We start from the raw sequence: 14,313 nt of genomic DNA on the forward strand, positions 1-14,313 counted from the left end.
TGTATTAAAAAAAAAATTAACCCGGGTTAATTTTTCTTGACTTAAATTTTTTTAATTGGTATACTATTTTTCAGAGAGCTAACAATTATATATAAATGTACTACTCTACCCCACTAGATGATACGTCATAAAACTTTTTATAACAAAGGCTAGCAAGGTTAAAGTTTTCTATCTATTGGGTTTAAAATAAAAAATGAAGGAATTATAATGAAAAAAAGTACGGTATTGTCATTAACTACTGCTGCAGTTATTTTAGCAGCATATGCCCCCAATGAGGTGATTTTAGCAGATACAACTAGTTCTGAAGATGCTTTAAGAATTTCTGATAAAGAAAAAGTAGTAGCAGATAAAGAAACAAAAAACAATGAACAATCTGAAGAACTTCATAATGTTATAGAAACTTCAAAGGATACTGAGGAGAAGAAGACAACAGTTATTGAGGAAAAAGAAGTTGTTAGTAAAAATTCTGAGATAGACAAAAAAACTAGTAACGAAGGAGCAAGTATCAAAGAAGACTCCAATCAATCCAAAGGAGATGATGCGAACTCATTTGTAAATAAAGATACAGAAAATCCTAAAAAAGAAGATAAACTTGTCTATATTGCTGAATTTAAAGATAAAGAATCTGGAGAAAAAGTAATTAAGGAACTATCCAATCTTGAGGATACAAAAGTTTTATATACCTATAATACGATTTTTAATGGCGCTGCCATTGAAACAACTCCAGATAACTTGGACAAAATTAAACAAATAGAAGGTATTTCATCGGTTGAAAGGGCACAAAAAGTCCAACCCATGATGAATCATGCCAGAAAGGAAATTGGAGTTGAGGAAGCTATTGATTACCTAAAGTCTATCAATGCTCCGTTTGGGAAAAATTTTGATGGTAGAGGTATGGTCATTTCAAATATCGATACTGGAACAGATTATAGACATAAGGCTATGAGAATCGATGATGATGCCAAAGCCTCAATGAGATTTAAAAAAGAAGACTTAAAAGGCACTGATAAAAATTATTGGTTGAGTGATAAAATCCCTCATGCGTTCAATTATTATAATGGTGGCAAAATCACTGTAGAAAAATATGATGATGGAAGGGATTATTTTGACCCACATGGGATGCATATTGCAGGGATTCTTGCTGGAAATGATACTGAACAAGACATCAAAAACTTTAACGGCATAGATGGAATTGCACCTAATGCACAAATTTTCTCTTACAAAATGTATTCTGACGCAGGATCTGGGTTTGCGGGTGATGAAACAATGTTTCATGCTATTGAAGATTCTATCAAACACAACGTTGATGTTGTTTCGGTATCATCTGGTTTTACAGGAACAGGTCTTGTAGGTGAGAAATATTGGCAAGCTATTCGGGCATTAAGAAAAGCAGGCATTCCAATGGTTGTCGCTACGGGTAACTATGCGACTTCTGCTTCAAGTTCTTCATGGGATTTAGTAGCAAATAATCATCTGAAAATGACCGACACTGGAAATGTAACACGAACTGCAGCACATGAAGATGCGATAGCGGTCGCTTCTGCTAAAAATCAAACAGTTGAGTTTGATAAAGTTAACATAGGTGGAGAAAGTTTTAAATACAGAAATATAGGGGCCTTTTTCGATAAGAATAAAATCACAACAAATGAAGATGGAACAAAAGCTCCTAGTAAATTAAAATTTGTATATATAGGCAAGGGGCAAGACCAAGATTTGATAGGTTTGGATCTTAGGGGCAAAATTGCAGTAATGGATAGAATTTATACAAAGGATTTAAAAAATGCTTTTAAAAAAGCTATGGATAAGGGTGCACGCGCCATTATGGTTGTAAATACTGTAAATTACTACAATAGAGATAATTGGACAGAGCTTCCAGCTATGGGATATGAAGCGGATGAAGGTACTAAAAGTCAAGTGTTTTCAATTTCAGGAGATGATGGTGTAAAGCTATGGAACATGATTAATCCTGATAAAAAAACTGAAGTCAAAAGAAATAATAAAGAAGATTTTAAAGATAAATTGGAGCAATACTATCCAATTGATATGGAAAGTTTTAATTCCAACAAACCGAATGTAGGTGACGAAAAAGAGATTGACTTTAAGTTTGCACCTGACACAGACAAAGAACTCTATAAAGAAGATATCATCGTTCCAGCAGGATCTACATCTTGGGGGCCAAGAATAGATTTACTTTTAAAACCCGATGTTTCAGCACCTGGTAAAAATATTAAATCCACGCTTAATGTTATTAATGGCAAATCAACTTATGGCTATATGTCAGGAACTAGTATGGCGACTCCAATCGTGGCAGCTTCTACTGTTTTGATTAGACCGAAATTAAAGGAAATGCTTGAAAGACCTGTATTGAAAAATCTTAAGGGAGATGACAAAATAGATCTTACAAGTCTTACAAAAATTGCCCTACAAAATACTGCAAGACCGATGATGGATGCAACTTCTTGGAAAGAAAAAAGTCAATACTTTGCATCACCTAGACAACAGGGAGCAGGCCTAATTAATGTGGCCAATGCTTTGAGAAATGAAGTTGTAGCAACTTTCAAAAACACTGATTCTAAAGGTTTGGTAAACTCATATGGTTCCATTTCTCTTAAAGAAATAAAAGGTGATAAAAAATACTTTACAATCAAGCTTCACAATACATCAAACAGACCTTTGACTTTTAAAGTTTCAGCATCAGCGATAACTACAGATTCTCTAACTGACAGATTAAAACTTGATGAAACATATAAAGATGAAAAATCTCCAGATGGTAAGCAAATTGTTCCAGAAATTCACCCAGAAAAAGTCAAAGGAGCAAATATCACATTTGAGCATGATACTTTCACTATAGGCGCAAATTCTAGCTTTGATTTGAATGCGGTTATAAATGTTGGAGAGGCCAAAAACAAAAATAAATTTGTAGAATCATTTATTCATTTTGAGTCAGTGGAGGAAATGGAAGCTCTAAACTCCAACGGGAAGAAAATAAACTTCCAACCTTCTTTGTCGATGCCTCTAATGGGATTTGCTGGGAATTGGAACCACGAACCAATCCTTGATAAATGGGCTTGGGAAGAAGGGTCAAGATCAAAAACACTGGGAGGTTATGATGATGATGGTAAACCGAAAATTCCAGGAACCTTAAATAAGGGAATTGGTGGAGAACATGGTATAGATAAATTTAATCCAGCAGGAGTTATACAAAATAGAAAAGATAAAAATACAACATCCCTGGATCAAAATCCAGAATTATTTGCTTTCAATAACCAAGGGATCAACGCTCCATCATCAAGTGGTTCTAAGATTGCTAACATTTATCCTTTAGATTCAAATGGAAATCCTCAAGATGCTCAACTTGAAAGAGGATTAACACCTTCTCCACTTGTATTAAGAAGTGCAGAAGAAGGATTGATTTCAATAGTAAATACAAATAAAGAGGGAGAAAATCAAAGAGACTTAAAAGTCATTTCGAGAGAACACTTTATTAGAGGAATTTTAAATTCTAAAAGCAATGATGCAAAGGGAATCAAATCATCTAAACTAAAAGTTTGGGGTGACTTGAAGTGGGATGGACTCATCTATAATCCTAGAGGTAGAGAAGAAAATGCACCAGAAAGTAAGGATAATCAAGATCCTGCTACTAAGATAAGAGGTCAATTTGAACCGATTGCGGAAGGTCAATATTTCTATAAATTTAAATATAGATTAACTAAAGATTACCCATGGCAGGTTTCCTATATTCCTGTAAAAATTGATAACACCGCCCCTAAGATTGTTTCGGTTGATTTTTCAAATCCTGAAAAAATTAAGCTGATTACAAAGGATACTTATCATAAGGTAAAAGATCAGTATAAGAATGAAACGCTATTTGCGAGAGATCAAAAAGAACATCCTGAAAAATTTGACGAGATTGCGAACGAAGTTTGGTATGCTGGCGCCGCTCTTGTTAATGAAGATGGAGAGGTTGAGAAAAATCTTGAAGTAACTTACGCAGGTGAGGGTCAAGGAAGAAATAGGAAACTTGACAAAGACGGAAATACCATTTATGAAATTAATGGTGCAGGAGATTTAAGAGGAAAAATCATTGAAGTCATTGCATTAGATGGCTCTAGCAATTTCACAAAGATTCATAGAATTAAATTTGCTGATCATGCTGATGAAAAGGGGATGATTTCCTATTATCTAGTAGATCCTGATCAAGATTCATCTAAATATCAAAAGCTTGGAGAAATTCCTGAATCTAAATTTAAGAATTTAAAAAGTGTTAAAGATGATAGCCTAAACAAAGAGACAGCTGAGGTAGAACATCATCAAGAAAAAGAAGAATCTATCGAAGAAAAATCTAGCTTGACTATTCATAAAACGATTTCAACAATTAGAGAGTTTGAAAGTAAAGACTTGAAGAAACTCATTAAAAAGAAATTTAGAGAAGTTGATGACTTTACAAGTGAAACTGGTAAGAGGACAGAAGAATACGATTATAAATACGATGATAAGGGAAATATCATTGCTTATGACGATGGTAGCGCCTTAGAATATGAAACTGAAAAACTTGACGAAATCAAATCAAAAATTTATGGTGTTCTAAGCCCGTCTAAAGATGGACACTTTGAAATTCTTGGAAAGATAAGTAATGTTTCTAAAAATGCCAAGGTATATTATGGTAATAACTATAAATCGATAGAAATCAAAACGACCAAGTATGATTCCCACTCAAAAACGATGACATTTGATTTATACGCTAATATTAATGATATTGTGGATGGATTAGCTTTTTCAGGAGATATGAATATCCTTGTAAAAGATAAGGGTGAAACAAAAGCTAAAACTAAAATTAGAATGCCTGAAAAAAATAAGGAAACTAAAACAGAATATCCCTATGCATCAAGTTATGGGAATATAATAGAATTAGGAGAAGGAGATCTTTCAAAGAATAAACCAAATAATTTAACTGAAATGGAATCTGGTAAAATCTATTCTGATTCAGAAAAACAACAATATCTATTAAAGGATAATATCATTCTGAGAAAAGGCTATGCACTAAAAGTGACTACCTATAATCCTGGAAAAACGGATATGTTAGAAGGAAATGGAGTCTATAGCAAGGAAGATATAGCAAAAATACAAAAGGCCAATCCTAATCTAAGAGCCCTTTCAGAAAAAATAATTTATTCTGACAGTAGAAATGTTGAAGATGGAAGAAGTACTCAAGCTGTATTAATGTCGGCTTTGGACGGCTTTAACATTGTAAGGTATCAAGTGTTTACATTTAAAATGAACGATAAAGGGGAAGCTATCGATAAAGACGGAAATCTTGTAGCAGATCCTTCTAAACTTGTATTATTTGGTAAGGATGGTAAAGAGTACACTGGAGAGGATAAGTCCAATGTAGAAGCTATAAAAGAAGATGGCTCTACGTTATTTATTGATGCAAAACCAGTAAATCTTTCAATGGACAAGAACTACTTTAATCCATCTAAATTTAATAAAATTTATGTACGAAATCCAGAGTTTTATTTAAGAGGTAAGATTTCTGATAAGGGTGGTTTTAACTGGGAGTTGAGAGTTAATGAATCTGTTGTAGATAATTATTTAATCTACGGAGATTTACACATTGATAACACTAGAGATTTTAACATTAAGCTTAATGTTAAAGACGGCGACATCATGGACTGGGGAATGAAAGACTATAAAGCAAACGGATTTCCAGATAAGGTAACAGATATGGATGGAAATGTTTATCTTCAAACTGGCTATAGCGATTTGAATGCGAAAGCGGTTGGAGTACACTATCAATTTTTATATGATAATGTTAAACCAGAAGTAAAGATTGATCCAAAAGGAAATACTAGTATCGAATATGCTGACGGAAAATCTGTAGTCTTTAATATCAATGATAAAAGAAATAATGGATTCGATGGTGAGATTCAAGACAAACATATTTATGTAAATGGAAAAGAATATAAATCATTTGATGATATTAAACAACTAACAGATAAGACACTAAACATTAAGATTGTTGTAAAAGATTTTGCAAGAAATACAACCGTAAAAGAATTCATTTTAAACAAAGATACGGGAGAGGTAAGCGAATTAAAACCTCATACGGTGACTGTGACCATTCAAAATGGAAAAGAAATGAGTTCAACGATAGTGTCGGAAGAAGATTTTATGTTACCTGTCTATAAGGGTGAATTAGAAAAAGGATACCAATTTGATGGTTGGGAAATTTCTGGTTTCGAAGGGAAAAAAGACGCTGGCTATGTTCTTAATCTATCAAAAGATACCTTTATAAAACCTGTATTCAAGAAAATAGAGGAGAAAAAGGAGGAGGAAAATAAACCTACTTTTGATGTATCGAAAAAGAAAGAAAAAACACAATCTGATTCAACTAATGATGTCAACAGTATTGTTTCTGATGAAAATGATAAAAACTTTGAAATTAACAAGAACGTTTATCTAAATGAACAAGGAAACTTAACTAATAAAAATACCAACATCAATAGTAAATCAACTAGTAACAGTCCTAATGAGTTGCCAAAAACTGGAACAGCAAGCGGAGCCCAGACACTATTAGCTGCCGGAATCATGTTTATAGTAGGAGCTTTTCTTGGATTGAAGAAAAAAAATCAAGATTAAGACAAAAGCTATAGAAAAAATGGTTTATGTACTGAGATTAGATAGTGAGGTGATGAAACAATTTGCTGACAATTACTATTTAATACTTAATTCTTAAGTTTACATTGATAATTATACTCTTTTAGAATGTATTAATGGACTTCATTTAGATAACAAAAAATCTTCTTATTGAAAATAGGAAGATTTTTTGGATTCTACCAACTTCATAAAATACGGTATCGAACTATATATTCAAAATTGTGCTTTTACAATTATAGTAAAAACTCAAGATTTATTTGATGAAGTACAGGCTAATTTTCTCAAAGTGAATCCTAACAAGCGTGAGATAATTTCTTGATTGAATCACTTCTTGAGTGTTTATTTTAAGGTTACTCTATCTGAAATTTGACAAGTAAATAAGTTTGTTTAATCATTTTTATAAATATAAAATTAGTGAATAATATGAAAGGGCAGCTCCTTTTCATTATCATAGTTAGACTATAAAAATATATAAAATTCTTAAAAATTATGGTATAATTTATATTAATAAATTCGATATAGAGTTTAATGGATGATTCTATTGATGCCAATATTTAAGGATTAGTTGATTGGTTTTCTTTTGAAAATCCATCCATTCATGGATACTGACAAATCTTGTGAATTTGCTTAAGATATAGGTAAAATATAGTGAAAAATGGGAGAAATACTATGACTAAGAAAAATTATGAAGAGACAAATGATCCTAAGACAACTGTCTCGAAGGGAGTGAGAGGCTCTTCTCCATCTAAGATTAGAGGTAAGTTTTTTAAAATAAAAGTCTATATTGGCATTGCCATTAGTCTCTTGGTTGTTGCAATCCTAGCAAGCCTCTTCTTATTATCACCTAACGCAAAGAAAGAGTCAAATGAAGCCATTTCTTCAGTTGCTAAAAAAGAGAACACAAGTAAAGAAGCGATAGATACTTCGAAAGCGTCTGAGAATGAGAAGAAGAAAGAAGAGGAGATTCAAAAACTCAAGGAACAGCTAACCAGTTTAGATAGCAAGGTCTCTGAGTCAGAGAAGTTAGTTGACAAGTTAAAAGAAGAAACTGCAGTTCCGAAACTGGATATTGAAGCATTAAGAAATAATGATTTATCAAGTTTGAAAGGTACATGGCGTACACCGTCGGGTAAAGAATTTGTTATTAATGACTCTATTAATGAGTCTAGTGAAATATATGCAATTGGCTATAGAGATGGTCAAAAAGTTGAATCTACTTATGAATTAAAAGTCCCAAAAGGTCAAGAACATCCTAAATCTGATACAGCTTCTTTTGGTATATGGCCAAAAGGTTTAATGGCAGGAGGAGCTGTGCTATATGCAATACCTAGAGGCATTGTCAAGTCCGCTGGACAGTATACTGATCAATCAAATACTGCTGAAGATAGACTTGTGGCTGGACAAAGTCCTAGTATGTTTACGGAACCAGAAAATTTTTATTATCGTGTTAAACCAGATACTAGTAAACTTGAGGAAGAGGAGAAGAATTTAGCTCAACTACAGGCTGAACGCGAAGCAATCAAAACTTCTCTAGAATCTAAGGAAAAGAAAAAAAACTAACTTAATTTGACAACTTAGGATTTTAAAATTAGTGAGGTTGTTTTATGAGTTAAGCAAGACAAAATTTTTGTGGAAATTAAGAACAGACAATCTATGGTTGTTTGATTAGGTATTAGTGTTTAAGAACATTAATTGAAAAATAATTGGGAGAGAAGAATGAATAATAAAGATTGGATAAATCAATTTGAAGAGCAAAATGGTCGTAAACCTACACCAGAAGAATTGTCACTTTATTTAAAAAATTTAAGTGCGGATAGGAGTAAATCAATAAAGAAACAATCTTTCTTAGAAAAAATTAAGAAATTTGTATCAACTAATCGGAAGAAGTCTGTAGGAATTTTTATTGTATTATTACTTGTTTTGTTTTCTTTAGGTGGTTATATTTATTTTCAGTCTCAACCAAAAAGTGTATTCAACGTACTAACTGTTGAATTTTCTGGTTACGATGGAGATGGTGAACTAAAGGAATCTAATGAGACAGAATTTCAATCTTGGATGATGCAGATTATTTTAGAAAAAGCTGGTGTTGATAAAGACCAAGCAAAACTATTCGCTACTGATCCAGATGGACAAAAGAAAATAGAATCAGATCCTCGATATGCTTCTAAAATGCCACTTATTAAATCAATGTTTGAGAGTGTACATATTGATATCGATAAGCAAAATGGACTAAAAAATGGAGAAGAAGTAACTATTGCAGTGACAGTTACAAATCCTAATGTTCCTATAAAATCTGAGAAGAAAACTTTTAAAGTTGAAAATTTAAAGGAATATGAGAAGGTTTCAGCGGAAGATTTAATAAAAGAAGCAAATATTCAATTTACAGGAGTCGATGGCCATGGTAAATTTTTAGATAGTCCAAATTCTGTTCTAGAATTCAAACAAACAGATAAACCCAAAAATCTGAAGAACGGTGATAAATTAACATTTAAGGTTAAAGATTCTTATTTAAAAGAGTTAAAGTCAAAAGGAAAAACATTTGAGGAAAATGTTGTAGAAGTAACAGTATCAGGACTAAAAAGCAAAGAAGAAATTAAAGGAACTGAAAAAGATTATCAACCTGTATTGGATGAATATTTAAAAACGATTAAAGCTGGTCAATATATACAAGGATCAAAATTTGTCAATGGTGAAATATTATCTAGCGGTAAACCTAGAGATCTTTATTATTCTTTATATGATTTTGACCACAATGGTGTAAATGAGCTGGTTATAGCTAGTGAAGTCCGAACAACAAATGAAAATTCTGTATCAACTAATGATACAAAATTAGTTTGGAAACGTGAAATTTTCGGTATTTTTACTTTGGAAGGTGATAAGATAGTCGATAATTTCCCAGGAAGAGGCTATCGTTCTCATGTATATCCAATGACAGATGGTAGTTTTTGGGAATATGGTTCAGGGGGTGCATTTCTACATGGTCTTAGTCAGTACAAATTCACACTTGATGGAACTAGGATTGTTGAAGTATTATCTTTAACAATTAATAGTGAAGACCCAGTAACTCATAAAAAGGCAGATACTCCTAATATAAAGGATAAGCAAGGAGAAAAATATACCGAGGAGAGTTTACAAAATCTTTTAAATCAATCTACAGTGTTAGATGCAGATAAACTTAGTTGGAAAAAATTTGAGTAATATTTTTTGGCTCTTTATCAACTGTAGTGGATTGAAAAAAAGATAACATCTGGAGAGGACAATCGTTGTTCTCTCCGTTTTTATATTCAACCACTTAGACAGAGATATTGACCAGATAGGCAAACGGGCTTGTTCTTGAAAAATTCCTCTGCTATAATGGTTCATGTAAAGGACGTGAGGGGTCAGTATCAGACAACTCAAGTCAATAAAAAAGAAAATGGAGACAAAAAATGAAAAAATTATTGGGACTTGTATTTTTAGTAGCTGCAGCGCTGGTCTTGTATTTCGGTTCTGTTGGATGGCCAAGTTTAGATGTCAACCTCTGGTCACTGATTCCAGTTGGCTTATTCCTCTATTTCACTCTAGAAAATCTTTTGAAAAAAGACTACAAGGCTAGTCTGATGTGCTTGATTATCGCCTTTATCATTGCAAATGCTATTTTTGATCTCTTGCCAATTTCAAGTGGTTTGGTGATTGGTGCGGGAGTGCTAGCTTGTGTAGGCATTGGCTATCTCTTTCCAGATAAAAAAGAAGACAAATAGAAAAGTCTCGAGGTTTCTCGAGACTTTATTTTTATTTACCAGCGTAATATTTTTGGATCCCTTTTACGATGCCTGCGACCAGTTTATCTTGGTAGCGACTATCTCTGATTTGTTGGCTTTCAGTGAAATTATCCATATAACCAAGTTCAAGGAGTACGGCTGGTTTGGCTGTTTCGCGTAGTACGGCATAGCTGCTCTCCAACAGACCAGCGTCTTTGGCCCCTGTTTCTGCTAGGAGAGAGGAGTGGATGGCAGTGGCGAGGCGTTTGCTTTCACTCATACGATCTGGGTGATTGTGCCAGTATTTATTAATCTTACTTGGATAATCAGGTTCATCGCTATAGGAGTAGGTTTGAATACCGCTCGCTTTTGAGTAGGTATTACCAGTAGCGTTGAAGTGAATACTGATAAAAATATCCGAGTTGGTTTTATTAACCATACGAGAACGTTCGGTAACAAAATCAACGTCAATATCACTATCACGAGAAGTGAGGACCTTGTAACCTAGTTCTTCCAACTTACTACGAAGCTTACGGTAAATCTGCATGTTGAGATCTTTTTCAGCTACATTGTAGTAAAAGGCACCTGAATCTCGACCACCATGCCCAGGATCTAGGAAAATGGTATTGCTGTATTGGCCTTTTACAAATCCACCTTCAGTTGAAACTTCAGAAATCCATTGGCCGTATTTTTGGAACAGGTGTTCCTTACCGTCTATCTTGTAAGTTCCTGAAACATAATGTCCATTATCATCTAGGTAGTAGCGTGCTTTGTCAGAGTTATCGTAAATCCATTCGCTCTTTGCCATGTAACCACCTGACTTGAGGTAGTATGCTCCAATCCACTCCTGATTTGCATAACGACCATCCGCTTTTAGATAGAACCAGCTCTTGTAGGCTTTATCGAAGATCCACTCATTCTCCGCCATGGCTCCACTGGTTTTAAGGTAGTAGCTTTCTTTCCATTTGTCTGCTAGCATCCCACCATTCTGGTCAAATGAGTACCAGGAACCTTGAATCTTTTGCCAGTTTTCTTGGACATATCTCCCTGACCCGTTCGCATAGAACCAAGTATCCTTGATTTTGACCCAGTTGTTTTCTGCCATAGCTCCGCTCTGGTTGAAGAGGTAGCCCTTGAAGGTTGTCGCACTCAGCATTCCACCGTCTTTGTCAAAGTAATACCAAGAACCGTTGATTTTCTCCCATTTATCCTGCGAGATCTTTCCAGAAGGAGCGACATAGTACCAAATTTGATCTAATTTTGTCCAGCCCTTTTCCGCCATAGCCCCGCTTTTTGTGAGCAGATAGCCGTCAACGGCAGTGTTGCTGAGCATGCTTCCAGTTTGGTCAAAATAATACCAAGAACCATTGATTTTTTTCCAGGTGTTCTGAGCAAGTCGTCCAGAGGAATCAGCATAATACCATTGATTGTCCAGTTTGGTCCAGCTATTTTCTGTCATGACACCATCTTGGTCAAAGGCATAACCTTTGTAGACAGTAGAATGAAGACGATTACCATCTTGATCGAAGTAGTACCATTTGCCTTGGATTTGTTTCCAGTTCAAAGCAGGTTTATCATCTTGGTAAAAGCGCCAGTGATGATTTTCTTGGTACCATCCTTCTTTTTTGGGCTTGTCTTCTTGCACATCTACTTTAGGAAGAACTTCTGATTTAGAGTTTTCCTCAACACTCGACTCTTTCTTTTCTTCTTTGGCAATTGCTTCCTTGACAGCAGATGTGGATTGAGTTGTGTTTTCTTCTCCTAAGACGGATGCGGGTGCTAATCCTGCGATTGAAAGGATTAAAGCACTGGTCAGTAGTATCTTTTTCACTTTTTATTTCCTAACTTTTTCTTTTTCCCTTTTTCATTTTTCTATTAATTATCGAATTGAACTTCTTCTAGTAAGTATTCGATAAAGCGTTCGCCCATCTTAGACAGGCTGGTTTTTTCATGTTGGATATAGACTAGTTCAATCGGGTCGTCAATGTCCAGTGGAATGGAAACGATATTGTCTCCGTTGAGGTTGCTGTTCAATATCCCTGTTGCAATGGTGTAACCATCCAAACCAATCAAAAGATTAAAGAGGGTGGCACGGTCACTGACTACGATGGATTTCTTGTGGTGCTCTTGTGAAAGAATCTCCTCTGAAAAGTAGAAGGAGTTGTGCGTCCCCTGGTCATAACTCAGATAAGGAAAGTCTTCCAAATCAGCCAGTTTGACCTTGTCTTTTTTAGCTAGAGGGTTGGTCTTGCTGACAAAGATATGGGGTTGAGCGGTAAAGAGGTGGTGGGCTAAGAGGTGATTGTCATCTAGCATTTTCGTTAAAACATCGCGGTTGTAGCTGTTTAAAAAGAGGACACCGACCTCGCTACGGAAGTTCTTGACGTCATCGATAATCTCCCAAGTCCGAGTTTCACGAAGGAAAAGTTCGTATTTCTCCATATCACTTTTCTTGAGCAGAGAGACAAAGGCATTGACTACAAAGGCATAGTGCTGAGAGGAAACGCTGAAAAGTTCGCGGTGGGCGATAGGATTTTTATAACGTTCCTCCAGAAGCTGAGTTTGCTCGACAACTTGACGAGCGTAGGAGAGAAACTCCATCCCATCACGCGTCAAGGTAATTCCCTTGGGATTGCGGATAAAGATTTCAATGCCCATTTCATTTTCCAAGTCTCGAACAGCATTAGAGAGACTGGGTTGGGTGATAAAGAGTTGCTTGGCTGCCTCATTCATAGAGCCAGTTTCGACGATTTTGATAATATAGTGTAGTTGTTGAATTCTCATGTTTTTATTGTACCATACTTGGTGAAGAATGAGCAAAGAAGATGAAAGGAAGAGAGGAAAGCCCCAAACTGGTATTGAAAAAAAGTCTAAAATCTGTTAGAATGAAAGCTATGAAAACATTCTATGATGTGCAGCAATTTCTCAAACAGTTTGGCATTATTGTTTACATGGGGAAGCGCTTGTATGATATTGAACTGATGAAGCTCGAACTCTCTCGGATCTATGATGCAGGTCTGATGGACAAGCTAGACTATCTAGAGGCGGAAGCTGTTCTTCGTAGAGAGCACAAGATAGAATTAGACTACATAGAGAAAAATGGAGATAAGAACTTATGACAATTTGGGTTTTGTGGGGAATCGTACTAGCGATGGCGGCATGGATGGGTTATAACTACCTTCGTATTCGTCGTGCGGCTAAGATTGTGGATAATGCAGAATTTGAAGCCTTGATTCGAAAAGGGCAATTGATTGATGTCCGTGAACCAGCAGAATTTCACAGAAAACATATCCTCGGAGCTCGCAATATTCCTTCAAATCAGTTGAAGTCAAGCCTTGCAGCCCTTCGTAAGGATAAACCTGTCCTTCTCTACGAAAACCAACGCGGACAACGAGTGACCAATGCAGCACTTTATTTGAAGAAACAAGGTTTCTCTGAGATTTATATCCTTTCTTATGGATTGGATTCTTGGATTGGGAAGGTCAAGACTAGCTAAGATTCTGTAAAAAACTGTCGAATGATAGATAAAGCTAGCATTTTATGGTATCATCATTTATATTAAATTTAAGGAGATTTTGTAATATGAATTCACAACAAAAGAAAAAACCTTCACTTATTTTAGGTATCTTATCTATCGTCCTTGGTTTGCTATCGCCAATAGTGGGTCTGATTTTGGGGATCATAGGATTGGTCTTGGCTTTTTCATACCAAAAAGAATCTGGACTAGACTATAAAACAGAAAAAATTCTCAATATCGTAGGACTTGTAGTTTCTGTTCTTAACTGGATTGCAGCCATCGCAATATTTTTTAGATAAGCAAAAGAGAAAAAAGCTTTAAATGTACTGCACCCCAAAAGTTAGACAGAAAAAATCTAACTTTTGGGGTGTTTTATTATGAAATTGAGTTATGATGATA

9 protein-coding genes are annotated in these 14,313 nt (G+C 34.9%); 7 read left to right on the plus strand and 2 right to left on the minus strand.

Annotated elements, in window-relative coordinates; all coding sequences use genetic code 11:
* The first annotated feature begins 207 nt into the window (after positions 1-207).
* The 4 genes from ACIY19_RS06330 to ACIY19_RS06345 all read left to right on the plus strand — a co-directional run bounded on the left by ACIY19_RS06330 (position 208) and on the right by ACIY19_RS06345 (position 10,397).
* Positions 208-6,639, plus strand: coding sequence for a S8 family peptidase (locus ACIY19_RS06330; RefSeq protein ID WP_409002980.1), 6,432 nt, complete (start codon positions 208-210; stop codon positions 6,637-6,639).
* Positions 6,640-7,326: 687 nt separating this feature from the next.
* A complete protein-coding gene (locus tag ACIY19_RS06335; RefSeq protein ID WP_409002981.1) occupies positions 7,327-8,217 on the plus strand; it encodes a hypothetical protein in 891 nt (296 codons plus the stop codon).
* Positions 8,218-8,373: 156 nt separating this feature from the next.
* Positions 8,374-9,855: a hypothetical protein gene (locus tag ACIY19_RS06340; protein ID WP_409002982.1), complete on the plus strand. Its 1,482-nt coding sequence runs from the start codon at positions 8,374-8,376 to the stop codon at positions 9,853-9,855.
* A gap of 230 nt (positions 9,856-10,085) precedes the next feature.
* Positions 10,086-10,397: a LiaF transmembrane domain-containing protein gene (locus tag ACIY19_RS06345; RefSeq protein ID WP_247925565.1), complete on the plus strand. Its 312-nt coding sequence runs from the start codon at positions 10,086-10,088 to the stop codon at positions 10,395-10,397.
* 31 nt (positions 10,398-10,428) lie between these two features.
* Here ACIY19_RS06345 and ACIY19_RS06350 read toward each other — a convergent pair whose 3' ends face one another.
* Both ACIY19_RS06350 and ACIY19_RS06355 read right to left on the minus strand, forming a co-directional pair.
* Positions 10,429-12,228 carry an N-acetylmuramoyl-L-alanine amidase gene (locus ACIY19_RS06350; protein WP_409002983.1) on the minus strand — a complete coding sequence of 600 codons (1,800 nt, stop codon included), beginning with the start codon at positions 12,226-12,228 and terminating at the stop codon, positions 10,429-10,431.
* A 44-nt stretch (positions 12,229-12,272) separates the two neighbouring features.
* The gene (locus tag ACIY19_RS06355; RefSeq protein WP_001222578.1) at positions 12,273-13,181 is read right to left on the minus strand and encodes a LysR family transcriptional regulator; all 909 of its coding nucleotides are present in this window, start codon (positions 13,179-13,181) and stop codon (positions 12,273-12,275) included.
* Between the two features lie 41 nt (positions 13,182-13,222).
* Here ACIY19_RS06355 and ACIY19_RS06360 point away from each other — a divergent pair, with 41 nt between their 5' ends.
* The 3 genes from ACIY19_RS06360 to ACIY19_RS06370 all read left to right on the plus strand — a co-directional run bounded on the left by ACIY19_RS06360 (position 13,223) and on the right by ACIY19_RS06370 (position 14,213).
* The gene (locus tag ACIY19_RS06360) at positions 13,223-13,516 is read left to right on the plus strand and encodes a YqgQ family protein (RefSeq protein ID WP_049477930.1); all 294 of its coding nucleotides are present in this window, start codon (positions 13,223-13,225) and stop codon (positions 13,514-13,516) included.
* Positions 13,513-13,893: a rhodanese-like domain-containing protein gene (locus ACIY19_RS06365; protein ID WP_070569096.1), complete on the plus strand. Its 381-nt coding sequence runs from the start codon at positions 13,513-13,515 to the stop codon at positions 13,891-13,893. Before ACIY19_RS06360 ends, ACIY19_RS06365 begins: the two co-directional genes overlap by 4 nt.
* Before the next feature lie 86 nt (positions 13,894-13,979).
* Positions 13,980-14,213 carry a hypothetical protein gene (locus ACIY19_RS06370; RefSeq protein ID WP_049489831.1) on the plus strand — a complete coding sequence of 78 codons (234 nt, stop codon included), beginning with the start codon at positions 13,980-13,982 and terminating at the stop codon, positions 14,211-14,213.
* Positions 14,214-14,313: the final 100 nt, after the last annotated feature.

This window comes from Streptococcus sp. ST14, assembly GCF_046098195.1.
Lineage (GTDB): Bacteria > Bacillota > Bacilli > Lactobacillales > Streptococcaceae > Streptococcus.